Annotated in this window: 21 protein-coding genes and 6 pseudogenes; 10 read left to right on the top strand and 17 right to left on the bottom strand. The window is 69.4% G+C overall.

Annotation, left to right across the window (positions count from 1 at the left end; all coding sequences use genetic code 11):
- Positions 1-158: 158 nt before the first annotated feature.
- The 8 genes and pseudogenes from ABT048_RS39405 to ABT048_RS39370 form a co-directional block, all read right to left on the bottom strand.
- Positions 159-746: an SMI1/KNR4 family protein gene (locus ABT048_RS39405; protein WP_350526459.1), complete on the bottom strand. Its 588-nt coding sequence runs from the start codon at positions 744-746 to the stop codon at positions 159-161.
- A gap of 179 nt (positions 747-925) precedes the next feature.
- Positions 926-1,426 (bottom strand): hypothetical protein, encoded by a 501-nt coding sequence (locus ABT048_RS39400; protein WP_350526458.1) that lies wholly within the window; start codon positions 1,424-1,426, stop codon positions 926-928.
- 1,115 nt (positions 1,427-2,541) lie between these two features.
- A complete protein-coding gene (locus tag ABT048_RS39395; protein ID WP_350526457.1) occupies positions 2,542-2,901 on the bottom strand; it encodes a hypothetical protein in 360 nt (119 codons plus the stop codon).
- Between the two features lie 50 nt (positions 2,902-2,951).
- Positions 2,952-3,557 (bottom strand): SMI1/KNR4 family protein, encoded by a 606-nt coding sequence (locus ABT048_RS39390; protein ID WP_350526456.1) that lies wholly within the window; start codon positions 3,555-3,557, stop codon positions 2,952-2,954.
- Positions 3,558-3,629: 72 nt separating this feature from the next.
- Positions 3,630-3,803, bottom strand: a pseudogene (locus tag ABT048_RS39385) (IS110 family transposase); the annotation flags it as partial.
- Between the two features lie 832 nt (positions 3,804-4,635).
- The gene (locus tag ABT048_RS39380) at positions 4,636-4,863 is read right to left on the bottom strand and encodes a hypothetical protein (protein WP_350526455.1); all 228 of its coding nucleotides are present in this window, start codon (positions 4,861-4,863) and stop codon (positions 4,636-4,638) included.
- A 98-nt stretch (positions 4,864-4,961) separates the two neighbouring features.
- Positions 4,962-6,986, bottom strand: a complete 2,025-nt coding sequence (locus ABT048_RS39375; RefSeq protein ID WP_350526454.1) for a hypothetical protein — start codon at positions 6,984-6,986, stop codon at positions 4,962-4,964.
- A gap of 364 nt (positions 6,987-7,350) precedes the next feature.
- Positions 7,351-8,823: pseudogene (locus ABT048_RS39370) on the bottom strand (ISL3 family transposase); the annotation flags it as partial.
- Positions 8,824-9,162: 339 nt separating this feature from the next.
- Here ABT048_RS39370 and ABT048_RS39365 point away from each other — a divergent pair.
- Positions 9,163-9,609, top strand: coding sequence for a hypothetical protein (locus tag ABT048_RS39365; protein ID WP_350526453.1), 447 nt, complete (start codon positions 9,163-9,165; stop codon positions 9,607-9,609).
- Between the two features lie 24 nt (positions 9,610-9,633).
- Here the strand turns inward: ABT048_RS39365 and ABT048_RS41780 are convergent, their stop codons facing one another.
- Positions 9,634-9,960 carry an ATP-binding protein gene (locus ABT048_RS41780; RefSeq protein WP_502894131.1) on the bottom strand — a complete coding sequence of 109 codons (327 nt, stop codon included), beginning with the start codon at positions 9,958-9,960 and terminating at the stop codon, positions 9,634-9,636.
- On the opposite strand from ABT048_RS41780, the gene ABT048_RS39355 reads away from it, so the two are divergent.
- From ABT048_RS39355 to ABT048_RS39335, 5 genes are read left to right on the top strand one after another with little or no spacing between them, the layout of a single operon-like run.
- Positions 9,935-10,999: a tyrosine-type recombinase/integrase gene (locus ABT048_RS39355; RefSeq protein ID WP_350526452.1), complete on the top strand. Its 1,065-nt coding sequence runs from the start codon at positions 9,935-9,937 to the stop codon at positions 10,997-10,999. The genes ABT048_RS41780 and ABT048_RS39355 overlap by 26 nt on opposite strands.
- Positions 10,996-11,313 (top strand): helix-turn-helix domain-containing protein, encoded by a 318-nt coding sequence (locus ABT048_RS39350; RefSeq protein ID WP_350526451.1) that lies wholly within the window; start codon positions 10,996-10,998, stop codon positions 11,311-11,313. The genes ABT048_RS39355 and ABT048_RS39350 overlap by 4 nt, the downstream gene beginning before the upstream one ends.
- Positions 11,314-11,328: 15 nt before the next feature.
- Complete coding sequence (locus ABT048_RS39345; RefSeq protein ID WP_350526450.1) at positions 11,329-12,339, top strand: CCHC-type zinc finger protein; 1,011 nt, start codon at positions 11,329-11,331, stop codon at positions 12,337-12,339.
- Between the two features lie 2 nt (positions 12,340-12,341).
- A complete protein-coding gene (locus tag ABT048_RS39340) occupies positions 12,342-12,959 on the top strand; it encodes a site-specific integrase (protein ID WP_350526449.1) in 618 nt (205 codons plus the stop codon).
- 1 nt (position 12,960) lies between these two features.
- Complete coding sequence (locus tag ABT048_RS39335) at positions 12,961-13,341, top strand: hypothetical protein (RefSeq protein ID WP_350526448.1); 381 nt, start codon at positions 12,961-12,963, stop codon at positions 13,339-13,341.
- A gap of 43 nt (positions 13,342-13,384) precedes the next feature.
- Here ABT048_RS39335 and ABT048_RS39330 read toward each other — a convergent pair.
- Positions 13,385-13,675 (bottom strand): annotated as a pseudogene (locus ABT048_RS39330) (ATP-binding protein); the annotation flags it as partial.
- Between the two features lie 130 nt (positions 13,676-13,805).
- Between ABT048_RS39330 and ABT048_RS39325 the strand changes: the two are divergent.
- Entirely contained in the window at positions 13,806-14,294 is a 489-nt protein-coding gene (locus tag ABT048_RS39325; RefSeq protein ID WP_350526447.1) for a hypothetical protein, read from the top strand.
- Between the two features lie 16 nt (positions 14,295-14,310).
- Here ABT048_RS39325 and ABT048_RS39320 read toward each other — a convergent pair whose 3' ends face one another.
- The 6 genes and pseudogenes from ABT048_RS39320 to ABT048_RS39295 all read right to left on the bottom strand — a co-directional run.
- On the bottom strand, positions 14,311-14,739 hold the full coding sequence (locus ABT048_RS39320) for a DUF6262 family protein (protein ID WP_350526446.1): 429 nt from the start codon (positions 14,737-14,739) through the stop codon (positions 14,311-14,313).
- Positions 14,736-16,319 (bottom strand): tyrosine-type recombinase/integrase, encoded by a 1,584-nt coding sequence (locus ABT048_RS39315; RefSeq protein ID WP_350526445.1) that lies wholly within the window; start codon positions 16,317-16,319, stop codon positions 14,736-14,738. Before ABT048_RS39315 ends, ABT048_RS39320 begins: the two co-directional genes overlap by 4 nt.
- Positions 16,247-16,891 (bottom strand): hypothetical protein, encoded by a 645-nt coding sequence (locus tag ABT048_RS39310; protein WP_350526444.1) that lies wholly within the window; start codon positions 16,889-16,891, stop codon positions 16,247-16,249. Before ABT048_RS39310 ends, ABT048_RS39315 begins: the two co-directional genes overlap by 73 nt.
- Positions 16,881-17,957 (bottom strand): tyrosine-type recombinase/integrase, encoded by a 1,077-nt coding sequence (locus tag ABT048_RS39305; RefSeq protein WP_350526466.1) that lies wholly within the window; start codon positions 17,955-17,957, stop codon positions 16,881-16,883. Before ABT048_RS39305 ends, ABT048_RS39310 begins: the two co-directional genes overlap by 11 nt.
- 821 nt (positions 17,958-18,778) lie before the next feature.
- Positions 18,779-19,519 (bottom strand): annotated as a pseudogene (locus ABT048_RS39300) (serine/threonine-protein kinase); the annotation flags it as partial.
- 114 nt (positions 19,520-19,633) lie between these two features.
- Positions 19,634-20,383, bottom strand: a pseudogene (locus ABT048_RS39295) (SPFH domain-containing protein); the annotation flags it as partial.
- Positions 20,384-21,037: 654 nt separating this feature from the next.
- Between ABT048_RS39295 and ABT048_RS41775 the strand changes: the two are divergent.
- From ABT048_RS41775 to ABT048_RS39275, 3 genes and pseudogenes are all read left to right on the top strand, one after another.
- Positions 21,038-22,119, top strand: a protein-coding gene (locus ABT048_RS41775) for an IS630 family transposase (RefSeq protein ID WP_502894130.1) whose coding sequence is annotated in 2 segments (ribosomal slippage) — positions 21,038-21,542 and positions 21,542-22,119 — 1,083 coding nt in all. Because the reading frame shifts where the segments join, the coding sequence is not laid out codon by codon here.
- Between the two features lie 159 nt (positions 22,120-22,278).
- Positions 22,279-23,467: pseudogene (locus ABT048_RS39280) on the top strand (IS3 family transposase).
- Between the two features lie 146 nt (positions 23,468-23,613).
- Positions 23,614-23,931, top strand: a complete 318-nt coding sequence (locus tag ABT048_RS39275) for a DUF2399 domain-containing protein (protein ID WP_350526465.1) — start codon at positions 23,614-23,616, stop codon at positions 23,929-23,931.
- 39 nt (positions 23,932-23,970) lie between these two features.
- Here ABT048_RS39275 and ABT048_RS39270 read toward each other — a convergent pair whose 3' ends face one another.
- The gene (locus tag ABT048_RS39270; protein ID WP_350526442.1) at positions 23,971-24,408 is read right to left on the bottom strand and encodes a hypothetical protein; all 438 of its coding nucleotides are present in this window, start codon (positions 24,406-24,408) and stop codon (positions 23,971-23,973) included.
- Positions 24,409-24,724: the final 316 nt, after the last annotated feature.

The following is a 24,724-nucleotide window of genomic DNA, read 5'->3' as shown; positions in this document are numbered from 1 at the left end:
CCAGGCGGCGCGATCGCTCCGGGTCACCTGTCCCGGCGCACGGCGCGGCTCCTCAGGCGTCAAGCTCGTGCATAGACGGGGCCAGAGAGATGGCAGCCTCCCAGCTCACGGACTCTCACGAACCATCTGACACGCTCCGGTGTAGCGGGCCAGGCCGTTCAACCACCGATGAAGGACCCGGAGCCGTACTGCTCGGTGTCACGACGGAACTCGTCCTGCCAGTGCAGGAACTCGTGGCCGCTGCCGGAAAACCTCCGCTGCAGATCCTCAGGGAGGCTACCGGTACAGGCCCTGGCCAGGAACTCCACGATCCCGTACGGCAGGACCGTCAGTTCCCCACTCTCGTACACGCACACCGGCCACTCGGCACTCGACCTGCCCTCGACTCGCCACAGGTAGTACGCACCGCCGTCGTCCATGCCCCAGTGGACGTACGACGTTCCGTCGCCCAGGACTTCGGCAATCCTGGGCTTGGCGGCCGCGCGACGGAAGGTCCCGGTGATCTCCACGATGCTCGCGCCGTACAGCCGGCGGCCCGGCACCTCTGCCGGCGCCGCAACCACCAGGAAGTCGTCGAGCGTGCCCGCACCGTAGACCGCCAGGAACTCCAGATAGTCCGGCGGCAGCCGCACTCCCAGCGCGGCCTCGGCCTCCGCCACCCCCTGCAGGTCCAGCACCGCCCCCTCGACGCTCCCCACCGACGGCCGGAGGACCTGCCGCAAACGTTCGAGTGCATCACCCGCCATCCGTTTCTCCCCTACTTCATCAAGCCCGACAAAACCAGACTCACCGGTCCCAAGGTGTCCTCGGGTCTCGGCACCGTCAAGAGCCCTGGGAAGCGAACACCATCTCACGGGGGGGCACGCACACCTGGTCCGGCCCCGCCCCACGCACACACCTCACCCCCAGCACCCTCCCAGGTCGCTCAGTCAAGGTCGGCTGATGCCAGGGCTACCGCGAGCACCAAGTACGGGACGGCTTCCAGGCACTGCTCGGCCATCATGCCCGGATCGGACACCGTGCCCGCGTCGGCCAGCACCAGCACCCCGGCACCAATGGCCGCGTCGACCGCCGCGTCCAAGACCTCGGCCGCCGTGAACTCCCCGCCGGCCGCCAGCTCGCGCACCAGGGCAACGGCCTGCTCCGCGTCGGTGTGCCACAGCTCGGCGACCTGGTCACCGGCGCCCGCCAGATCGATGACCGCGCTCTGCTCCGCGGTCGGCAGCGGCACCGGCCAGGACGCCCCGGGCTCCTCCACGACCTCCTGGGCCCGCGCCAGCGCCACCCTGGCGGCGCTCGCCCGCCGGGCCTGCTCCCGCTCCAACTCGACGACGGCCGGCCACCGGGCATCGTCCTCGGCCCGAGCCGCGTCCAGCAGCGGGGCCACCGTGTGGCCGAGGCAGACGACCGGCCAAGGATCCACCACAATCGCCTCCTGCCCGGGCGCAGCGTCTGCGACCGGCTGGTACAGCGCCTGCGCCGCCGTGGCGCAGGCCCCGACCGTGGTGGTCAGGGCAGCGATCAGCCGCGCGTGGCGGCACCGGCACGTCGGGCAGGCCCAGGCGGGTGGGAGTCGCGGTCACGCACGCACCATGCCGCGCCGCACCCACCGGCGGCTTCCGTTCCCGTGAACGTCATGCGGGTGGTCAGCGCCACTGGTAGGACACGCCGGGCACCGGGCGGGAGCAGCACCGGGACACCCGCGGCGGCGTCGGCGAGGTCGGCCTGGGCGAGGCCGGCGCCGACGTCCGGGTACAGGTGGAGGCCGGCCGCGTCGGCCACCGCGGCTACACCACCGGCGCCAGGTCCGGGGCGTCCTGCTCGACCGCGGCGACGGCCGCCACCAGATGGTCGGGCAGGCGGGCTACGTAGACCAGCTGCCGACGCCGGAACGGCCTGGTCTCGTCCGGCCGCTCGGTACCCGGTCCTGGACGAAGCGCAGCACTGGCACGTCGGGCAGCACCGCCGGGTCGAGGCCGAGCTCCTCGATCAGCTCCCGACGCGACTCGGGTTCTTCTCCGTCCTCGTCCTCGACCGGGCCGCTGGGCAGCGAGTGCTGGAGGCCGGCCGCGGGCGGGGCGGATCAGGCTGAGGCGGCCGTCGTGGAGCAGGACCGCGCACACCCGTCCCGGCCCGGCCACCGTACTGGTGGTCACCGCGTTGTCCAGGCCGGGCAGGCGGGCTCGTGCCAGGTGGTGCCGACGACCACTCCGCCCTGAGTCAGGTGCTCGCTCGACCACGTCCGGCAGCACCCGGTGCTGCCCGGCCGGGCCGGGGCCGGCGGCCATCCGGCGCTGACCGGCGAGACGGGCACGAGCGCGGTGGGCGCAGCCGGACGCGGCGACGGCGGCGGCGCCTGGTCATGGGTGTCGTCATGTCGCAGGCTCTGCCCACCACGCAACCACGCCGAACACCGCCGCCACCCGGGCGGCGTACAGCACCGTTCTTACCGGCCGCTGTCCTGTGACACACCCGAAACGCGTGCTGGGTCGGGGCGCGCAAACTCAGCAGCCGCCCCGGGGCGAACCTCCCCACCGCAGGTCAGCAGGGGTGCCGAACCTCCCCACCGCAGACATCGCACGGTGTTAGCGCGTCAAGCTGAGGGGCGAGTGCGCTGTTGACGATGCGGGCCCAGAGGGTGTGGTGCCACTCGTTGGCGTCGGGGGCGGGCTCGGTGGTCAGGACCGGGTTCGGGCCTGTCTCGATGAGGTGCAGAAGAGCCCAGGCGACGCCGTAGCAGTCGTCCGGGCCGAAGCAGGCGACCAGCGCCCGGGCTTCCTTACCGGTGACGGGCTTGGCGATGGCTTCGAGCTGGTCGGCTCGCCGATCGATCTCTTCTCCGTCGGCGTCCCAGTCGGGCAGAGGGCCGTCGGCTACGAACGCCTGCACTTCTGGTCTCATGCGTGCATGGTCCACCGCTGCGGCTGGCTTGGGGAAGGCGCTCTGGAGAGTCACGTGGTGGGTTGCCAGGTGAGATCGAGTGCGTCGTCGACTGCGGCGGTGCCGGGTGCCTGGGAGCCACCGCGGGCTGCGTGGTTCAGCAGTGCGGGCGTCCCGGCCTCCAATGCGCTGGTGATGTCCTGGAGCATTGAGGTGACCGAGGTCCACTGGGGAACGTCCAGGATCCAGGTCTCGTGGTCCCAGAGGAGTACCGCTCCATGGGTATCACCGGGGCGCAGGTCGACGATCAGTCCGTCGCCGCCAGGACTCAACGCGATCGGCATGAACTCCCGCTGGTAGCGGCTCTCGGGCCGGCCGTTCTGGTCGAACGACTCGCCTTCCTGCTCTGCGACCAGCAGCCAGATCTCGCGGGTTTCCAGGGCCTCGTCCAGCGAGACTGGGGCGAACGCCGCCGGAATCCAGTACTCCGCGCTGACATCGGGCAGCAGCCACCAGGCCCGCAGGTCGGCGGGCAGGGGCAGACCGAGGTCCGCCTCGAACGCGTCCAGGCGCGCGGCATCTGACGTCGGCCTCGCCGGGCCCCGTCGAGTGTGCGCGGTGAGCCAGGTGCCGATGCGGCTCCAGGAGGCCGGGACATTGTGATCAGCCGTTGTCATGGCGGGCAGTCTGCCTCATCGGGGTGTCAACGACCGAAGCTGTGTAACGCTCCCGGCGCGCGAAGCTACTGGTCAGGCCGCCACTCCGGTGAGCGCCGGCGTGGAAAAGGCGGAGCTCTGGTCGAACCGTCCGTGGTGCTGGAGGCAGTGATGGAGCTGTCCGAGCAGGCGATTGAGGAGCTGGCGCCGATCGGCGGCCTGCCAGTCTCCGTGTTCGCGGCGGGCGCAGTAGAGGGTGCCAGCTCCTCGCCGAGATGCAGGAGGTCGCCGAGGTCCCAGTGCCGAGCGGCCGGCTGGTCGTGGACTCGCCCTGGAACCCTGCGCCGCCGCGCGGGTTGGCGTTCCGCATCCCGCCCGGCGAATCCCCGGTGGACATCTCCCGGGCCAACCGGCCCTACCTCTCCGACGGCTACTACAACGAGTACCGGGAGTGCGCCGCCACACCCATGTTGTCGAGCCCGGTTCCGGCAGCTCACACCCCAACACAGCGACCGGAGCGACCGGAGCGACCCGGCCACCGGACAGAGCTTCGCGAAGCAGCGAACGAGCACCGCATACCCCCGGATGGCCCCGCACGCGCGCGGCCGGTCGGTCCCGCCGGGCGCCGCAGGCAGCACCAACAGACCCCAAGTCCAGCGCGGCGCGCGGCCGTTCACACCCCGGGACACTTCCGCCCGGGACATCCAGGCCGAGCGCGAGCAGCCGCACCCGACGCACAAGCCCCGCAGCAGCACCGGACCACCGGCCCGGCCGCGCGAGGCCGGGCCCGCACAGCAGGCGAAGCAGCACAGGCGGCGAGCAGCAGCCCGGACCCGACGCACCGACAGCAGCCACTCGACCCGCCGAGGAAGGCCGGACGGCACCCGCACCGGCCGAACACCAGACCCGGCCACCGGGGCCAAGCGGAGCCGGGACGGGGGCGGGGTGCAGACACCGCACAACAAACCAGGACCAGGACCCAGGACCGCAGACCGAGGCCGGCCACCGAGCAGGCCCAGGCGCAGCGCACAGCCGGACAGCGGGCCAGGCGCGTCGGGCGGGACCGGCGGGTCGGGCCGGTGGCGGGGCCCCGGAGGGGTCAGTTGCCGCGCGGTTCCTTGACCAAGGCGTCTCGGCCGCCGTCGGTCAACTGAGCCCACCGCTCGTACTCCTGACGCACATACGGCCGCGCCGACGCTTCCCAGGTGGGCGAGCCGGGCCCGGCCGGACCCAGGACGAACCGCCCGCCTGCCAGGTCGAAGACCAGCAGCTCGCAGGCGGTGCGCGCTTTACGAGCGGCGGGCACCAGCGGAACGGTCTGCGCCAAGGTGTCCGCCGTGCCCGGCCGCCGGCACCTTTGCCCGACTCCACGCCACCAGCGGCGGCCTGCAACCGACCATTCCGACCCGCGACGGAGGAGCTGGATCAGCTCTTCCGGACCACGCCCGTAAAACCGACAATGAACAGAGACGATGACGCCCAAGCCAGAAGCTGCAGAATCCACCCGGCTGCGGTCAGTGCCTGTCCTGCAGGAGTATCGGTCGGTACGCACCGGCCCTGGATCCCTGTCTTGACCAGCGGGAGCGACGCGTCCAGCCCCACGGCGACTTGTTCCACCGCCGAGCACTCAGTGGCCGCGGGTGCCGACTGCATTGTCATTGATGCCCCGGGCGTCGGTGGGTGGGACAGCCCACCATTGGCGCCGAGAGTCAGCGCCAAGGCGACCGAGCACACAACGGCAGCAATTAGGCCGAACAGCGCCCGCCATGGCTGATAGCCGAAGCCGAGGGTCCAGCCCGTCACTCTCACCCAAGCCCGCTCGCCACGGCCGGTCAGCGTCATCCCGCCGTCCAGCTGGTCCCTCCGCTGGGCCATCAACACCTGGCGGACCTCTCGATCGTGTCCGGCAGCACGGTACACAGAGGCCAACTGCTGGTAGGGCTGCGCGGCATACTCAGGGGTGCCATTTCGCAGCAGAGCACGCCAGTCGGCCAACTTCGATCCAGACGGAATCCTGGGAAACACCAGGCCATCCAAACGCACTCGATACTTGGAATCTTTTGCGTGTCGCACTTGCTGCCAGTCGATCTGGAAATTCTCGCCGATTCGCATATCGGTCAGATCCAGAGTTGCCCCGTGTCCCCCGCCCATCGCCTCAAATCCCATAGCGAGGTGTACGCCCTGATCGGCCTGCAAGCCTTCTGCGGCCAGGGCGGGGCCGGAATCGCTACGCAAACTGGCCCCCTGGCATTCCAGCCGCCCCACGCGAGCCCCAGCAAGCCGAACCGCACCTTGCGTGCCTGAGCCCACCGCCTCGAACCTCATCCCCGAGGCTGAAGGATTGAGGTAGACGCCCTGATCGGCCTGCAAGCTCTCTGCGACCAGGCCTGGGCCGGAAACGTTGCGCAAACTGGCCCCCTGGCATTGCAGCCGCCCCACGCGAGCCCCAGCGAGCCGAACCGCACCTTGCGTGCCTGAGCCCACCGCCTCGAACCTCACCTGCCTATAACTATCGAGAAACACGCCCTGCTCGGCCTGCAGACCATCCGCGGCCAGGGCCGGGCCGGAAACGTTGCGCAAAATGGCCCCGCCACACTCCAGCCGCCCCACGCGAGCCCCAGCAAGCCGAACCACACCTTGCGTGCCTGAGCCCACCGCCTCGAACCTCAACAGGCCGACCGCGGAGTTAAGGAAGACGCCCTGCTCGGCCTGCAGGCCATCTGCGACCAGGGCCGGGCCGGAAACGTTGCGCAAAATGGCCCCGCCACACTCCAGCCGCCCCACGCGAGCCCCATTGAGCCGAACCGCACCTTGCGTGCCTGAGCCCACCGCCTCGAACCTCACCTGCCTATAACTATCGAGAAACACGCCCTGCTCGGCCTGCAGACCTTCCGCGGCCAGGGCCGGGCCGGAAACGTTGCGCAAAATGGCCCCGCTGCAATCCAGCCGGCCGATCCTGGCCCCTCGAAGAGCCACGACCGGATAACCGGTATCTCCTTCGACCACCGCTCCATCGAGACGGAGTGCGGGAACCAGGCAGCCGCTGGCGTCAAGAGCAGACTCGGCGAGACGCTCGATCCTGCAGCCCGTGAATCCCAGCGCTGGAAGGCGCGCATAGCGCGCTACCACGCCAGCGCCGAGCAAGCAGTTGGTCAGTTCGAGCGGCACCGTGCTGGTGAGATTGTCCAAGTCCAGCTGTCCCTCGATGATGGCTCCCCTGAGCCGCAGGCCATGCGGGTCGGGGTACTGCACCAGCCTTCCGCAGAGAATGCCCCGAACGACCGAGGCGCGAATCGTGCGGGCCGCGCGCCAGGACAGCATGGTTGCTCTGTCGGTCGGGTCGACCGTTCCCTTGCCGACCAGGTCAAACACCTTGCCACGGCCCACGGATTCGACCAGTGTCGATTCAACTTCGCTGAAGGGCTCTTCAAGGCCGGACCCGGTCCCCATGGTGGGACTGTACGGTCAACGCCGCACCAATGTGGTTTTTCGGACCTGTAGATGACCTCGTGTCGCAACGCTCGTCGGTGCCTGTCCTGCGCCCCGGCTATCGCTGCCACCGGTGCTGTCCCGTTGCGCCCCGCCTGCCAGCGGGTGATCCTCAGCGGTTCCGCGTGACACTCCGATCGTGACCGACCTGCCAGACCGATCCGCCGTACGAAATCCGTGAGCAGGTACCGCGTGAGGTTCCCGGTGGACACGATGAGCACACGTGCCGGGTGCCACGAGAGCCAGGTGTCGGTGACGGGTGAAAAAACTGGTTCTGGATCACTTTCCGGGCTCTGTCGCTGATTGAGGGGTCTTGGCTCGTTGATCATGGTAATAGGAGAATGCGGCGGCGTAGGAGGTCGAAGTTGGCCCGGCCGTACATCTGCCTCTTCAGCAGCTTGATCCTGGTCACGTTGCCCTCGACTGCTCCCGAGGTGAGCGTGGTGTTCAGGGCCGCGAGAACGGCGGCGCGGTCGCGTCGGATGCCGCCGGCCAGGGTGCGGAGTTCTGGTTGCCCGTCGAGGCGGACGTCGGCGAGCCAGACGTCGAGGGCCAGGTGCTCGCTGCGACGTTCGCGCACCATGGTGGCCAGACGCCGGGCGTACTGGGCGGTCGTGGTCAGGGCCGGGCTGCGTTCACACAGCTCGTCGAGGCACTTGCGTTCGGTGTCGTCGAGCCGCTCGGGTCGACGCATGATCCAGTCGGTGACGCGGCGGACGGTCAGGTGGGGCAGCGGGACCTCCGCCGGGATCGCTCCGGTTCGGTAGAGCCGCAGATGGCGCTGAACGGTGTTGACGTCGCCGCGGTAGCCCAGTTGCTGGATCTCGCGGGTGAGTGCGGAGGCGTTGGTGCAGCCTTCCATCCACCGGTGGTGCAGGTAGCGCCGGTAGTCGTCGATCACGCTGGGGCGGCTGGTTGCGGCGACGAGGAGTTGCTCGACGTCGGCGGCTCGGGCGAAACGCAGGACGGTGCCGCGGCTGAGGCGGAGTTCACGGGCGATGGCACGCAGGCTGTCGCCGCGCTCGATGCGTTCGTGGATCTGCTGGTGACGCTCGCGAGTGCGGGCGACCAGGGGACGCGGTCGGCCGTGGACGTCCAGCTCGTTCGAGCCGGCAGCCCCGGAACGGGGCATGTCATCCTGTTCCTCTCCGAGGGCGAGGGGTTCGCGCAGGTCGGCGCGGTGGCGGCCGACGACGCGCTCGACGGCCTCGGCGAGGTTGTGCAGCAGGTGCCAGGCGTCGGCGACCTGTTGGGCCTGCGGTGCACCCGTTCGGGCACCGTCGCGGAAGGATCCGGCGCGGTCGCGGCAGATCGTCCGCACTTCGGGGTGGTCGCGCAGCCAGGTGGCGAAGGTTTTCGCGGTGCGATCGGCGAGAACGTCGACCGGCCGGTGGGTGTCCATGTCCACGAGGACCGTCGCGTAGGTGCGGCCACGGCGAACCGCGAACTCGTCCACCCCCAGACGCGGGACGAGGCCCGACGCCGGGACGGGCAGCGCGCGGATGAGACGGAGCAGGGTGTCCCGGCACGTGGTCATGGCCAGAAGCCCGGAGATCCGGGCTCCGGCCCGTCCTCCCAAGAACAGTGCGATGTCGGTGAACTGAGCGGTGAGCGCGGTCGTGCGACGCGCGTGCCGGGACGTCAGAGCCGGGATCTGCTCGGCGAACGTCCGCCGCTCGCACTGGTTGTTCCCGCAGACGAGACGACGTGCCCTCAGGTCCAGCCGCACCCGCCGACCCGCCACCGGACGGTCCGCAAGACGCCGCCGGTAGTAGCAGTGCAGCCGCGATGATCTCCGTTCGCACCCCGGTCAGACGGCTGACGCCGCCACCGACCGCACGGCGAGACGAACCTCGCCCTCCCCAAGAACCATCTCCTCGACCTCCACGCCAACCCCCGGGAAGAGAAGGTCCGCCACACGCACCGAATCCATCACGCCGAGGTCATGCCCACCACCCGAGCACGGTCGGCACGGACCCCTCAATCAGCGACAGAGCCCGGAAAGTGATCCAGAACCTGAATTTTGACCCCGTGTGGGTCTCCGAAAGTTGACCCCTTTGCGTGGTTGGCGACTCGGATCTGCTGACCGTGCTCCGGACGAGCCGGGCTGTCGGCGATGGATGCGAGACTCGCCGCCATGACGCTGTGCGATTACTTCTCTGCTGCTGACGACCAGGCCGCGTTGGCGGTGGCCGAGCGGACCGGAGGGCTGGCTGAGGCCGCGCTCGACGTGGTCTTCCTCAAGAGCATCGATCCGGTCGTTGCCATCGCTCAGCTCGAAGCCATCCTCACGGACTGCACCTATGAGGAAGCCAGCCGACGCCCGCGGGCCGGGCAGTTGCTGTCCTCTCCGGAGGAGGAAGGCCGTCTCGTCATCAGCGTGTCGGACAGCCTGGCCGATGCCCTCGCCGAGGCGACGCGGGCCGACCTGGAGCGCGTCGCAGAGCCGTGGTCGATGACCGCTGAGCTGCAGCAGAGCAAGGTCGACGCCTTCAACGCGCTCGATGTCCTTGAGGCCATGGCGGGCCTCGCCCAGCGTGCTCGGGCAGCCGACATGCACCTGTATTGCTGGTGGTCCATCTGAACCGGATCGGCTGTCCGGGCCGGCTCAGTCGCGGCTGACGCGGTTCTCCTTCGCGAGAAGCTCGCGCCTCTGGCGGGTGCAGTAGGAGTCGCCGGTGAGGGTGAGGACCTCGGCGTGGTGGACGAGCCGGTCGATCATCGCGGCGGCCACGACGTCGTCGGAAAAGGTCTCTCCCCACCGATCTGGGGCTGGCACTTGTTCCCTCACACGAGTTGCCGCTGCGACCTGGCCGTTTCCTCCTCCCGCGGTCCTCGTTGGTTCTCGCGGTAGTGCCCAGGCTTTCAAGGTGCTGCCTTGACCGTTCAGGTGCGAGGAAGGTGTGCCGGTGGCCGAGGCGAGATTGCAGGTCATCGCGGGCGGCGGCGTCCCGCAGGGTCCGCTGGTCACAGACCCCTGGATCTTCCAGGCGGCGTGCGTGGACGCGTTCGCCGCCTCGTGGCGGGCCCGCGGGTTCAGCCCGGTGACGATCGACAACGACATCGGCCTGCTGGAGCGGACGCTGACCGCGCTGGGGCGACCGGCGTGGGATGTGACGCCCGAGGACATCGACCGCGTCGTCGGCGACCTCGCGGTGAAGGGCCGGGCGACGTCGACCTGCCGCGAGTATGTGCAGATCTTCAAGGGGTTCCACCGCTTCCTGCAGGCCCGCAAGGCGGCCGAGATCGAGGCGGCATTCGGGGTCCGACTGGTCTGCCCCGTCGACGAGTTCAACGCCTCCCGGCAAGTCGGTGACGACTCCCCGGCCCTGCTGCCGCCACCGACCCCGGAGCGGGTGAACGAGTTCTTCGATTTCATGAAGCAGCGGATCGCGACCGCCAGGAAGTACGGACCCGCCGCCTGGGACTACGCGCTGTTCCGGACGCTGTATCACGCGGGGCTCCGCTCGGAGGAGGCATCGCTGCTGGAGAAGCCGGACCTGCACTTCACCCGCGGCCCGTTCGGCAAGCTCCACGTCCGCTTCGGCAAAGGCGCCCACACCTCCGGACCTCGGCCGCGCTGGGTGCCGATGCTCGACGGCCTTGACCTGGTGCTGCGTTGGTTTCTGGAGGACGTGCGTCCGAAGGTCCCCGACTCACCGGTGCTGTTCGCCGACGAGTCCGGTGGGCCGCTGCATCGCGGGACGATCCGCAACCGGCTGCGCTATCTCATGGAACTTGAGGGGCGGCCGCCGGCCGAGCGGTTCAGCCCGCATGCCCTGCGGCGGGCTTGCGCGACCCACAACTACGAGCGCGGCGTCGACCTGGTGGCGATCCAGCAGATGCTCAGTCACTGGACGGTCAGCTCGACCATGCGCTATGTCCGGCCCTCCGCGACGTTCATCGAGGACGCTTATCAGCGGGCGGTCGCCAGCACCCCGGCCGAGCTGACCGGGAAGGACACCACGGCATGAGGATCCGATGGCGGCTGCGGATGGCCGCGGCCCAGCGCGAGGTCTGGACCGGGACCGAGCTGCGGCGGCTGCTGGCCGAGAAGGCCGGCTTGGAGCTGTCCTCCGCGTCGGTGTCCGCGCTGTTCACCAAGGAGCCCTCGCAGGTGAAGATGTCGACCCTGGCCGCGTTGTGCACCGCGCTGGAGTGCACCCCCAACGATCTGATCGAGGTCGACACCACCCCCGTCGAACGCCCGGCGGCCCCGCCCCGGCTCGTCGCCGACACCCCGCAGGCCGTCGTCTCGGGACGCGGCCGGTCGATGCCGCCCTTGTGACCTGCGGACTTCGCGATGGGCAAGAAGCAACGGGACTGCGTTACCTGCGGTGCCCCTGTCGGCTATCTCGACCGCCAGCACTGCTGCCTGTGCCGGCGCCGGATGAAGGAACAGGCCGCGAAGGAGACGTGCCAGTCCTGCGGCAAGGACAGAGTCCTGCAAGCGGACACCGGCCGGTGCATCCTCTGTTCGCGCGTCTGCGAACAGTGCGGCCATCCCGTCCGTACGGCCGGCAACCACCTGTGCCGGGACTGCCGGCGCAAGGCCGAGCGCCTGGCCGTTCAGCAGCCGTGTCCGCGTTGCGGCCGACCCGGCCATCTGCGTGAGGAGACCGGCTGGTGCGGCTCGTGTTCCAGGCCCCGGCAGCAGAAGCAACCGCCACGGGTCTGCCGCGAGTGCGGTCAGCTGCGTCGTCATGCCGGGCTGGGGTTGTGTTCGACCTGCTGGCAGCGGCACCCCAGCAGTCCCTTCATCTGCGGCGAGCACCTGCGCGACCGGCTCACCGGCCCACCCGGCTGGCTCGACGACTTCGTCGCCCATGTCGCGGCCCGCCACTGCGTCGCCCGCGCCTGCAGCTTCATCACCGACTTGGGCTGGCTCCTGCAGGACGAGCACTCCAACTCGCCGCAGGCCCTGCTGGACAGGTCCCGCCGCCCTGGGCGGTCCATGGGCACCTTCGCCCGGACCCTGGAGGACTTCTTCACCCTCCGAGGACTGGCCCTGCCCACCGACCAGGCCGAACGACTCGCAGCCGGACGACGCAAGCGCCGCGTCGACGCTGTCCCCGAACCGCTCCGACCAGCTGTTGCCGCTTTCGACGCGTCCCGGATGCGGGCCCAGGACCGGGCCCGCCGGGCCGGCACCCGCCCCCGCAGCGACCTCATCCTTGAGGCCGCCCTGGCCACCCTTCGCGACCTGGCCGTGTTCCTCGTGGACCAGTGCGGCAAGAACGACTGGGCCCTCATCGACATCCACGACATCGAAGCCTTCCTGAACACCTGCCGAGGGCTCGCAAGCGCCGGCTGACCGTGCTGCGGCAGTTCTTCGGCTTCGCCCGCCAGCAGCACCTCATCCTCATCGACCCGACCCGCGGACTGACCGCGAAGGAACCCGGCGGCTTCCGCGGCCGCACCCTCACCCTCGACCAGCAGCGCGAACTCTTCCGCCGCTGGACCGGCAACGACCACGCCCACCCGCACGAAGCCCTGTTCGGCATCCTCGCCCTGCTGCACGGCGCCTCCAGCGCCGAGGTCCGCATGCTGCAGATCACCGACATCGACCCACGAACCCAGACCGTCCGGCTCGGCAAACGCCCGCACCCCGTCCCGCTGGACCCCGCCTCCTGGACGGTGCTGCAGCGATGCCTCGCCCACCGAGAAGGATGGCCAACGGACAACCCTCACGTCATGGTCGCCAAAGGCACGAAATCCGGGCGAACTCAGGCGTCAACTGCCTATCTATCTCACGCACTTGACGACTGCGGCTACCCGCCCAGGATGATCCGCAGCACCCGCCTCGTCGACCGCGTGAACACGATGGACCCCAAGCTCGTCGCCGCCGCATTCGGCATGGACCCCGAGGCCACCCTCATCTACCTTGCTGATCACATCGACCCCGGACGCCTGCCCGACCAGCAAAGGAACTGACATGCGGCACCTCACCCCCGCCTTCGCCCTCGGCGCCCTCCAGCGCGGGAAGCAGATCGAGCAGTTCCTCGGCGCCATCGAAACCGACGGCCGGCCCGGGCTCCGCTGGATCGCCCTCAGTCCCAGCCGCACGGGCGTCACCATCTACCTGAGCGAGGTCGAGGATGTCGGCACCGACACCTTCCTCGACATCACCGAGTTCCCGCCCCTGGACCCCAACGAGGAGACGTGGGGCCGGGAGGTCGCCGTCCTGCCCACCCCCGAGGAAGCCCTGCACCAGGCAGAGTACGAACTCGCCGCCGACCCCCAACGCTGGGTCAACGATGGCGTCGTCTGCGACGAGTACCAAGACTTCCGGGCCGCACGCAGGTCGAACCCGTGAGGTTTCGGCGCCACCTGGCACGAGTTCGCCGGAACATGTGCGCTTTGCTGAAAGTCTTGTTCGAGGTCAGGATGATCGAACCCTTCTCGTAACGCTTGGAGATCACCTGGAAGACCAGGTTCGCCTCGGCGCGTTCCAGGGGCTGGTAGCCGACCTCGTCGACCACGAGGACGCTCGGCCGCAGGTAGGTGCGGAGTTTGCTGGTCAGCCGCCCTGCGGCCTCGGCGGTCTTGAGATGTCTGACCATGTCGTCGAGGCTGGTGAAGTAGATCGTGAAGCCGTCCCGGCAGGCGGCGACCGCCAGGGCGACGGCGAGGTGGGTCTTGCCGACCCCGCCGGTTATCTGGGGGTCAAGCGCTCGGTCCAGGCGATCGCCCTGGTAGTGACGTTGAAGACATAGATGCAAGGGTTGGCCAGCATAAAGTCCCTGTCCAGCGGCGGGGTCCTGTCCGTAGGATCTCGGCATGCCCGCTGACGAACGCGTGACCCGATCCTCGTTTCGCAAGCCCCTCCAGTCGATCATGGTTCCCACGGCGATTGGTGTCCTGCCGGACCGGATCTGGTCGGATGAGGAGTGGGAGCGCATCCAACTCGGTTACCGGTCCCGGGGTATGGATGAGAAGTGGAATGTTGTCGTTGAGGGCGATGTCGTGTTCCTGCACCGGAGCTGGACCGGCTTTGGCGTCTTTGAAGCAACGTTCGCACCTGTCGAGGGCGGTGGCTGGCGGATCGCCTCAGCCGTCGTGGAGGCTGGCCGCGGGGGCCTGCATGGGAACTCGACGGACTATGACCGTCTGATGCTGGAGCTGGTGCTCAGCTCAATAGTTCTCGGGGAGCCAGCGAGAGAGCTCCGGCAGAAGCTGGTGGAGTTGGCCCGCGAGAGGTCCGGGAATGCGGATGTTCCCGCTGGGGCCGTGCAGCACAGTGCCCTCGGCCTGCGTTCGGGTTCGTAGATTCGCTGCCCGCGGGTCAGCTGGGCTGGACCTGTCCGGGCAAGCCGCGGCGGTTGAGCTCGCGGCGGAGGTCGAGGTTCTCGCCGTGGGCCTGTTCCAGTGCGTCCCGTAGGGCCTGGATCTCCTGGCGGTGCTGCTTCTTGAGCCGGATGATCTGGCTGGTCAGAGCGAGGACGAGGGTGCTCTCCGCGTCCGCAGGGATCGCCGGCGCGGGGAGGGGGCGGGCCTGGGCTCGCAGCTGTTCGATGCGTCCGCGTAGGTCGGGGTGGTTGTAGAGGAAGGCGTGGGAGACGCCGGCCTCGCGTTGAACGGCCTGGAAGGTGATCGCCTCGCCGCGCTTGATCAGCCGTCGGAGGGCCTGCTCGGCGGCCTGGGTCTTGGCCTGCGACTTGGCCTTCGCGGCGGCGGTGAGGGTCTGGGTGCGCTTGGTGCGGGCGTCGGTCACGGACGGGTCCTTCGGTGCCGGTCGAGGTCGAGGCTGATCGGGACGGGTCCGGCGGGGGCGGTGCCGCAGCCGGCGCCCTGGACCGCGCGGCCGGGCTTGGCGCGGATCGTGTCCAGCAGCCTGGTGAGGGCCGCGTCCTCGGCCCGGCGCTGGAGGAGCCAGACGTTGTCATCGGGCATCGGGCGGCCGTGACGTTCCTGGAATGCGATGGTGGCGCGGTCGATCAAAGCTTGGGTCTCGGCCACCTGTCGGTCCAGGGCGGGTTGGTGGGAGGCGTCGGTGACGAAGACCGAGCAGGTCAGGCAGGCGTTTCCCTTGTCGCAGGTCTGCAGGGGCGGGAGCAGGCACCAGCCGTGCGGGAGGAATCGGTCGGCACGGTTGAACAAGTGGAGGCTGTCGTGGTCGTCGCGGGAGAAGATGATGCGGGTGCCGTCGGCCCGCAGCTTGGCGGTGGCCAGAAAGGCCTGTTCGGCGTGTTCCTCGCGGGCGGCGATGTAGTGCATCGTCATCGACGGGGTCGCGTGCCCGGCATAGCGCATCAACACGTGGACGGGCAGGCCGAGTTCGGCGAGCCTGGTCAGCTTGGTATGCCGGAAGCGGTGAGTGTGACTCAGTCCGCCCAGCTTGCCCTTGCTGTCGGTGATCTTGACGACCTTGCTGAACTCGCGGAGCATCCAGACGTAGGTGCCGGACGGGTAGGGCTTGTCGCCCTGCCGGTTGCCGGTCCGCTGCAGGAACAAGTGGCGCGGGGTGATGTCGGGGAAGTGCTGGCGGACCCACTGCCGCTGTTCCTCGATGACCGCGACGACCTCGCGGTCGACGAGGATGTTGTCGGGCGCGATATCGATCTTGCTCTGTGCGTAATGGAAGCGGGCGATCTGCTCGCCCTCGGCAGCGTCGACCGCCCGGTCGGGGACCGGGGAGAGGCAGTCGAACCGGCAGGTGCGGATCTCGCTGGCCCGGCGGCCGGTGAGGATCTGCAGCAGGATCATGCGCATCGCCTGCGGGTCGTCGAAGCCGCGGGCGGTGATCTGCTGTCCGTCGCCGCGGGTGATGGCCATCTGCTCGTCGCGCGAAAGGCCGAGCAGGGGCAGGGCCGGCGGGATCTGGGCGAGCGCGTGGTCGTCGACGTAGTGCTCGTCGTTGAGTTCCCGCTGGTGCGGGATGCGGGTCACCTGGCGGAACCAGCCGGCCGCGTGGGCGTCCGTGACGTGGGACCACGGTTGCAGGCCGAGGACCTGGCGGGCCTCCGCGGGGTTGGCCGCGACGAATGCGAACAGCTCGGCGATGGCCCGCAGGTCGTCGTTGACCAAGCGGGGGTGGACGGGCTTCCCGGTGAACCGTTGCTCGTTCCGGCGCATGAGCCGGTTGGCGGGGTCGGTGGCCCATCGGCGGAAGGCGGCGGCCAGCTGGACCGCGTGGGCGGGATCGCCCAGGACGTCCAGCGGGTCGGCGAAGGTCGCAAGCCATCGGTCGAAGCGGACGTAACAGCGCATCCGCTCCTGGCTCACCGTCGACCAGCGCAGGGTCCCGGCCTCCAGTTGGGTGCCGAGGTGCCATTCGCCGCCTCCCGCAGCCACGGATGGCTGATCTTGGAGGGCGAACAGCCGTAGTGGGCCTGGGGTTCGTGCTCGGCCAGCGGGATCCGCGGATCGCACCGTGGGTGCCACTCGTCCAGGGACCACCAGGGTCCGTCGTGGCAGCGGGCGAGCAATGCCAGACGGGGGAAGCGGAAGATCACCCGCAGCCGGGCGACACTGCCGTGCGGGGGCAGCCGGCCCCAGCGGGTGGCATAGAACCACCGCTGCAGGGGTCCGGCGATCTCCCAGTCCATCGCGCGGATCGAGGCTGGGAAGGGATGGTTCTCCCGGATCGCCCGGCGGAGGATGTTCGCGAGCTGGTTGGTGCCCAGCACCGACGAGCGGGTCCCGTCCAGGGCCTGCCAGTGCGACATCCAGGCCAGCTCGGCGGGGATCGGGACGGGCAGACCGGTCAGGTCGATCCTGCGGTTGCCGTTCTCGGTGATCCTGTCCCAGTCCTCGATTCCGTCCCCGATGACAGGCCCCTTCCAGGGCTCGGGCAGCTGTGACCACAGTCCCCAGATCGGGTCCTCGCCGCCGACGGCGTGCAGACGGCGCTGGTCACCGGCCATCGGTCACCTGCCAGGCGGAGATGTACGACTTCCAGTTCGCCGCGGCTCGCAGGGCCTCGTCCTCGCGGACCCAGCCGTAGAGGTCGAGCGTGGTCTGGACGTGTGCGTGCCCGAGGCGGCGGGAGACGACCCACTCCGGTGTCCCGGCCAGCAGCAGCGCGGTCGCGTGGCTGTGCCGGAACCAGTGCGGCGTCCAGGCAGCCGGGCGGCCGATGCCCTTCTTGCGCAGGGCGGCGATCTTGTCCCGCACGGTTCCCTCCCGCAGAGCGGCCAGGAGCGGGGGCCGAGTCAGGTTGACCAGCAGCGGTGAGTCGGTGCTGATCGGCATACCCAACTCGGCGGATCGGCAGGCGAGATGGGTCAGGTAGTCGGCGAACAGTCGCTCCAGATCACAGCCGACATAGACCCGGCGGGGCGCATCATCTTCACCCTCGCCCCGTTCGGGTTGTCCTCGCGTGGCACGATCTCGACATAGGGAGTGCCGCCGCGGCCCATGACGAAGTCGCTGATCCGCAGGCCCAGGGCCTCGCCCAGGCGCATCCCGGTCTCCCGCGAGCAAGGCGAACAGCAGCCGGTCGCGCAGGTTCCCTGCCCACTCGCCGGCCGAGGTGTCCGGGATCGCGCAGCCGTCCAGGATCGCCTGGATCTCGGCCGGCAGCAGCAGGGGCGGCCGACCGCGGTGCCGGTGGCGGCGGACGCGGACCAGTGAGGACGGGCTCGGCGTGCTGCGGGCATCCAGGTGGGCAAGCAGCCCCCTGGCCGGTGCCCGGCGCGGTGCCCCGCGCATCAGCCGGCCCGCAACCAGCACCGAGAAGACCGACTCCTGCCAGCGGTAGAAGGAGATCAGAGCGGCCAGCCTGGCCTCCAGCGTCTCCGGCGATGGAACCTCCTCGGGCTCGATCAGGGCGTGCTCGACGGTGCGGCCGTTGCGCAACCAGGACAGGAACCCCGCAACGGCCGGGACCCCGAGGTCGGCCCACCTCGCGGTCTCGCCGCGCTGTTCGAGGAACGTCCACCACTGGGCCAGCGAGGTCGCATAGCCGCGGACGGTGTTCGGCGACCACAGATGCCGGTGGGCCTCCAGTCACTCCTCGACCGGCGCGACCGTCCGGTACTTCTCGTCGATCACGGTCCACGTCCGCTGCCCGCCCGAGGGCCGGACCGCCAAACTGAACGCCACTGCCGCTGTTCCATCTCGTTGAAGAACTCCCACTGATAGCACTTCAACAACGAGACGAAGAGGCTTCGGTGACGCTCGTCGCAGACATAGAAGAGAGTGGCTTCGGCCCCATTGATAACGGGCGGCCCGAGCAGGGCGGCGTTGGCCTTGGCCTCGACGAATGGATCACGGGGCGGTGCGTGCCGCACCCATTGCCCGCGGCACGCACCACACCCCGGCCCGGAGCAGCACGGCGCGCCCCGGCCGCCCTCCCCACCACGAGCGGCCGGCACCAGCCGGACAGGAGAACGAGGAGCACAGCGCAGCGACCGGCCACGCACCGACCAGCGCCCCCAACCCCACCCACCACCACCGGCAGCAGGGGCGCAGACAGGTAAGTAGGGGTAGTGAGAACACCGTCCCAGTCGCCCTGAGCTGGGCGAACAGGCTGCGGACGGGGACCGGGGCCGGTGACCGGACCGAACCGCGAACCGAATCCTCCCCGGACCCCCTTGCCGAACTACGAGCCGACCCCCCGGCCGAACCGCCACCCGGGCACAGCCACACCGAGCGGGGCTCAGCGCGACCTTGTCCTTTATCACCGGGGCGGAGGGTCAGCGGTGGCAGTGGGATCACGTCTCCTCACCGGCGAAAGGCGCACAACACAAGCCCCGACGAGCCCCGAATGAGCCCTTTCGGGTGCAGGCCGTAGGCCGTGTGAGAAGCCCCTAGCTGGTGGACGCGCTGTGCAGGTCGACCAGCGTCCGCACCGGAAGCGGCAACCAGTCCCCGGCGGCCGGGCGGCTTCGGGAGAGGTCCTCGACGATCTGAGTGGGAGTCGGACGGCGGTGGGGGTCATGGTCGAGACAGCGGACGACCAGCTCGGCCAGTGGGGCCGGCAGCAGACTGAGGACGGACTCCCAGACCTCACTCTCATCCACCGGCACCGCCCCTCCGGCATGGCACAGCACCATGCCGAAGGCGTAGACGTCCGTGGCGAACGTGACCGGCCCTCCGATGTACTGCTCCGGGGCCAGGAATCCCCGCGTGCCGATCAGCTGGCCGGAACGGGTGAGCATGGTGTCGTCGAGCGCCCGAGCGATGCCGAAGTCGATGACACGAGGCCCAGTGCCGGAGATGATGATGTTGCTCGGCTTGAGGTCCCGATGGACGATGTTGCAGGCATGGATCCCCTCAAGCGCCTCGGCAACACCGACGGCCAAAGTGTGCAGACTCCGGCTCGGCAACGCACCGTAATGCTTCAAGACTTCGTGCAGCGGTAGGCCAGGGATGTACTCGGTGATCAGCCAGGGCGGATCACCTTGCGGGTCGGCAGCGACCACCGGCGCGGTGTGGAATCCACCGACCCGGCGCACGGCCTCAATCTCACGGCCGAACCGCCGGCGGAACTCGGCGTCCGCGGCCAGCTCCGGCCTGATGACCTTGACCGCCACCAGGCGCTCCCCGGCAGAGCGCCCGAGGAAGACCGTCCCCATACCGCCCTCGCCCAGCCGAGCAGTCAGCTGATAGCGGCCGATACTGCGCGGGTCGTCCCCCCTCAACGGTTGATGGCTGGGCCCGAGCAATGCCTGTGGGGGCAACAGCGGCGCGGCCGGTGCTCCCCCGTCCACCCCGACGACGGCTCCCGCAACCGCCCCTGCGTCGGCGCGCAGCACCGCGGCCTGGGCCTCGCCCTCGGCCTTGAGCACCTCAGCCTGCTTCTCGCCTTCGGCCTTGAGGATCTGCGCCTGGCGCTGGCCCTCGGCGATCAGGATCGCCGCGCGCTTGTCCCGCTCGGCGCGCGTCTCCTTCTCCATCGCGTCCTGGATGGAGGTCGGCGGCTCGATCGTCTTGAGCTCGGCGCGGTTGACCCGGACACCCCACTTGCCGGTGGCCTCGTCCAGGACGCTGCGCAGGCCGGTGTTGATGACCTCGCGGGAGGTCAGGATGGATTCGAGGTCCATCGAGCCGACGATGTTGCGCAGCGTGGTGTCGGTCAACTGCTTTATCGCATCGGCGTAGTTGGCGACCTCGTAGGTGGCGGCGCGCGGGTCGGTGACCTGGTAGTGGACCACCGTGTCGATGTTGACGACCAGGTTGTCCCGGGTGATCACCGGCTGCAGCGGGAACGGCACGACCTGCTCGCGCAGGTCGATCCGGGCGCGGACGCGTTCGATGAACGGGACAACGATGTTCAGGCCTGCATTGAGAGTGCGCTTGTAGCGGCCGAAGCGCACCACAATCGCGGCGCGGGCCTGCGGGATCACCCGGATCGGTCGGGCCAGGGCCAGCAGTACAACCAGCACGATGATAAGGATGAGCACCGGTTCCACTCCAGCAGCCCCCTCGCCCGTCAGCACATCGGACATCCGATCCGGACGACGTCCGGCATGGTCCGGGCCGAAGTCTGACAGACGTGCATCGCGATTGCATATAGCCCGACCGGCAGGGGCGAGGCTCAACTCCCTTGCAGAACAGGGCAGTACCGCCTTGCGCGTTCGACGCGGTGCGGTCCGGCAACCCGCATCGGACGAGCGGCACCTCAGCGGAAAAGCTGTCCACTTTTCGAGCCTGCCCTGTCCTGACTCCGAGCCATCGCCTTCAGTAACCGCTTCCGACGGCATTCGGCGCGTAGGAGTATTGCTCGTCGCCAGCACCGCGGGATCGCCGGATGCGGTGACAGGGACCGGCGGGGAACGGACCGTGCCCGGAAAGGGCCGGCTGCACGGCCACGCCGGGCGGCGGCCGGGTCGCCGCGGCGGCCCGCCAGGGCCGTGCCTACGAGCGCCGCAGGCCGCTCGACCCGGCCAGCGCACCACCGCCGCCCGGTCCCCGCACCACGAGCAGGCGCGCCGGGGCCGTAAAGCTCCGCGCGGGCCAGCCTGGCCAGGATCTACCGCTCGGCCACGCTACTGACCTTGGCGCTTCGAGGTGATTGGCCTGTTTGTGTAGCTGACTGACGGCCATGTGCGCGCTATGCCGTTGGTATGCGCTATGCGGATGGGGGCGGGCTGACGGCGAAGGCACGTCAGCACCGCGAGGCGGTGCGGCTGGAGGCCGCCGCGTTGTTCGACGAAGGTGTCCCACCGAAGGAGGTTGCCCGCAGGTTGCGGGTGACCGCGAAGTCCGCTTACCAGTGGCACCAGGCCTGGCGGGAGGGCGGGGCCGGTGCGCTGGCTTCACGGGGACCGGGTGGGCAGCGTTGCAAGCTGTCGGCGCGGTGCCGGGCGAAGCTGGCCGGGTACCTTGAGCAGGGGCCGGCCGTGCACGGCTGGGACGAGGACCAGGTGTGGACCGGCGCGCGGGTGGCGACGCTGATAGGGCGGAAGTTCCACGTCACTTACAGCGTCTCGGGAGCCACCCGCCTGATGCATCGACTCGGCTTCACCCCACAGGTCCCCACGCGGCTGGCCGCGGAACGCGACGAGCAGGCCGTGTCCGCGTGGATGGAGGTGACCTGGGCGGAGGTAAAAGCGCCCGGGCGGCCTGCGACGGATGGCTCTGCTTCGAGGACGAAGCCGGGTTCACCCGCAGACCGCCCACGGCACGCACGTGGGGACGCCGCGGCATCACCCCGGTCGTGAAGGTCTGCGGCCGGGGCTCCGGACGGGTCTCGGTCGCCGGGCTGATCGCGATGCGGCCGGGGTCGCGGACCCGGCTGTGTCACAGGCTGCGGCGCCATGCCGGCCGCAAGGGCGAGCGCCGCAGCCTGTCCGAGCGCGACTACATCGGACTGATAGACGGGGTCCACCAGCTGGTCAAGGCGCCGATCGTGCTGGTCTGGGACCGGTTGAACACCCACGTCTCCCATGCCATGCGCGACTTGATCAACGCACGGGACTGGCTGATGGTGTTCATCCTGCCCGCATACGCGCCCGAGCTGAACGCGGTCGAGTACCTGTGGGCCCACGTCAAGCGCAGCCTGGCGAACCTCGCCAGCGTCGCTCTGGAGCGACTCGCCGCGCTCGTCCGCAATCGCCTCAAACGGCTCCAGTACCGCTCCGACCTCCTCGACGGTTTCCTCACCGGGACCGGACTCTCCCTCAACCTCCCACCGCCATCACCTTGAAGCGCCAAGGTCAGTAAGCGGGAAGACCTCGTCCCGCGCGGGGCCGAACGGGCTCAGGGCGTATCTCCGACCCAGTCCCAGCAGTGAGCTGCTCCGGCTTTCGTGGAGTCCCCGATGTCTGGGTTTGTTACGATCCAGGCGTAAGGAGAACCACGAGCGGTGCCAGCACCCCGTAAGTACCCCGATGAACTTCGTGAGCGCGCCGTCCGCGAGGTCCGCTCGACCGGGCCGGCCCGTCGCTCACGTGGCCCGCGACCTGGGCATCCACAAGGAAGCCCTGCGTTCCTGGGTGCGTCAGGCCGAGGCCGACGCCGGAGAGCGCGACGATCGGCTCACGACCGCAGAGCAGGACGAGCTGAAGGAACTCCGCAAGGAAGTCGCGGAGTTGAGGCGGGCCAACGAGATCCTCAAGGCCGCCAGCGTGTTTTTTGCCCAGGAGATCGACCGTCCCCGGACGAGGCCGAGCAGGTGATCGACCACCTGCGCGACGGCTTCGGGGTCGATCCCGTATGCCGGGTGCTGGAGCTGTCGCCGTCAACGTACTTCGCGCGCAAGCAGCGGCCGAAGTCGGCCCGCCGGCTCCGCGACGAGAAACTGATTGCGCTGGTCACAGCCACGTGGGAGGAATCCGACCGCACCTATGGGGCCCGCCGCGTCACCCGCGCGCTCCCGCGCCGGCCACGCGGTGGCCCGCTGCACCGTCGAACGGCTGATGCGCGAGCTCGGCATCGAGGGCGTGATCCGCGGGCAGCGGCGTCGCACGACGGCCCCGGAGCCGGCAGCGCCGCGTCCGCCGGACCTGGTGAACCGCCGGTTCACCGCCGAGCGCCCGAACCAGCTGTGGTTGGCCAACCTGACCTACGTCCGGACCTGGTCCGGCTGGGTCTACGTGGCGTTCGTCCTGGACGCGTACTCCCGCCGGATCGTGGGCTGGCAGGCCGCCACCCACATCCGCACCGACCTGCCGCTGGACGCGTTGGAGATGGCACTGCGGCGGCAAAAGATCAAGAAGGACGCCGGCCTCATTCATCACAGCGACCGCGGGTCGCAATACGTATCCATTCGCTACACAGAGCGATTGGTCGAGGTCGGCGCGTCGGCATCCGTCGGATCGGTCGCGGACTCGTACGACAACGCGATGGCCGAGGCCCTGAACGGCACGTTCAAGGCCGAACTGATCGAACATCAGGGGCCGTGGCGGGACTTCGACGAGGTTGAGCGGGCCGTCTTCCAGTGGGTCGCGTGGTACAACGGTGAGCGCCTCCACTCCGCCCTCGGCTACATGCCGCCCGACGAGTACGAGCAGGCGTACTGGACGAGCCCGGAGCAACACCCGCAAGTCGCTTGATCACACGATTGCGGACTCCACGAAAGTCGGGGCAGCTCATGGATCTGGTGCCCCTGCCGCGTGGGGCCCGGCTGGTATGCACTATCGGCACGCCGTCCGCGGTGGAGGTCGCCGCGATCGCGCGCCTGGCCGAGGCCGGATGACGCATCGCGGTCCGCGCCGACTTCGACGTGGCAGGCCTGCACCACGTCAGCGCCGTCACCGTTGCTCAGCCCGCCGCTCAGCCCTGGCGCATGGCCGCCGACGACTACCGGCAAAGCCTGAACGTCGGTACCGACCGGTGGACCTACCCGCTGGACCCGGCACACCTTCCGCCCACCCCGTGGAACCCGGCACTGGAGGTGGCGATGCGCCGCCACCGGCGGCCCGGCTTCGAAGAGGGCCTGCTCGATACGCTCCTCGGTGACGTCCTCACCGGACATCCACCACAAGCCGCACCGGCCCCGCCACGAGAGCACACGTGAGCCGGCCGCCGCCGGGGCTGAGGTCGGCTTGAGCACCGGTCAGCTCGGAGCCCATGGAACGTTCCCGCGCCCCTTGTTTGGGCCGGCCAGCAGCTCGGCCGCAGGCGCTAGGCTGATCACGAGCTGTCTTGCCTGGCGCAGCCGTTCCGTCATCGGTGGGATCGCCTCTGCCGTGTCGTAGCAGCGTTGGCGGACCCGCTCGGCCAGTTCGTCGGTGTCACGGCCCAGCGGGTCGAGCAGTGTGCCTTGGCGCTGGGAGCTCATGAGGTGACCGCTGAGATGGCACAGGGTGTTCGGCAGGCGCTCGAAGAGCGCGATCAGCCCGTCGAATGCCTCGGTCAGGGCCATCGGGTTCAGGGTGGGGCCCGTCATGGCGGCTTCGTTGTACCCACGCAGCACCTGTGCGGCCCGGACAACCAGCGTCTCCGGATTGGTGCTGTTCGCCGGGGCGGCCGCTTCGATAGTGAACTCCGTCATGCCCGGGAACGTATGAAGGAGCACTGACGTGCTGTCTGGTAATCGGAGTAACACAATCGCCTGAGGGTGACGCGCTCACTCGTTCGGCCGCCGCCAGCTTCCGGCCTGCCCGCGCCAGGGGACAGAATGATCGGCTTCGTTCATGCTCTGTTGGCGGTGCCCTGCGGGCACCGCTCTCGCCCTGGACGGTTGAGCTCCCCGGTGGCCCGGCCGCACGGCGCCTGAGCTTCCCCCGCTGTGCGGGAGGTGTTGATTACCTGGTCAGGATGGGGGTGGGTGGTTCGATGGCCACCGGTTCGGCCGTCGCTTGGTTGGC

The organism is Kitasatospora sp. NPDC096140, assembly GCF_040303045.1.
Lineage (GTDB): Bacteria > Actinomycetota > Actinomycetes > Streptomycetales > Streptomycetaceae > Kitasatospora.
Note: the sequence above shows the minus strand (reverse complement) of the source record. Positions and strands in the feature narration are given on the sequence as shown.

Coding starts and splice junctions, on each gene's coding strand:
- ABT048_RS39405 (WP_350526459.1), bottom strand. CDS start 746: ATGGCGGGTGATGCACTCGAACGTTTGCGGCAGGTCCTCCGGCCGTCG.
- ABT048_RS39395 (WP_350526457.1), bottom strand. CDS start 2,901: ATGAGACCAGAAGTGCAGGCGTTCGTAGCCGACGGCCCTCTGCCCGAC.
- ABT048_RS39390 (WP_350526456.1), bottom strand. CDS start 3,557: ATGACAACGGCTGATCACAATGTCCCGGCCTCCTGGAGCCGCATCGGC.
- ABT048_RS39375 (WP_350526454.1), bottom strand. CDS start 6,986: ATGGGGACCGGGTCCGGCCTTGAAGAGCCCTTCAGCGAAGTTGAATCG.
- ABT048_RS39365 (WP_350526453.1), top strand. CDS start 9,163: ATGACGCTGTGCGATTACTTCTCTGCTGCTGACGACCAGGCCGCGTTG.
- ABT048_RS41780 (WP_502894131.1), bottom strand. CDS start 9,960: ATGACCTGCAATCTCGCCTCGGCCACCGGCACACCTTCCTCGCACCTG.
- ABT048_RS39350 (WP_350526451.1), top strand. CDS start 10,996: ATGAGGATCCGATGGCGGCTGCGGATGGCCGCGGCCCAGCGCGAGGTC.
- ABT048_RS39345 (WP_350526450.1), top strand. CDS start 11,329: ATGGGCAAGAAGCAACGGGACTGCGTTACCTGCGGTGCCCCTGTCGGC.
- ABT048_RS39335 (WP_350526448.1), top strand. CDS start 12,961: ATGCGGCACCTCACCCCCGCCTTCGCCCTCGGCGCCCTCCAGCGCGGG.
- ABT048_RS39325 (WP_350526447.1), top strand. CDS start 13,806: ATGCCCGCTGACGAACGCGTGACCCGATCCTCGTTTCGCAAGCCCCTC.
- ABT048_RS39310 (WP_350526444.1), bottom strand. CDS start 16,891: ATGGCCGGTGACCAGCGCCGTCTGCACGCCGTCGGCGGCGAGGACCCG.
- ABT048_RS39270 (WP_350526442.1), bottom strand. CDS start 24,408: ATGACGGAGTTCACTATCGAAGCGGCCGCCCCGGCGAACAGCACCAAT.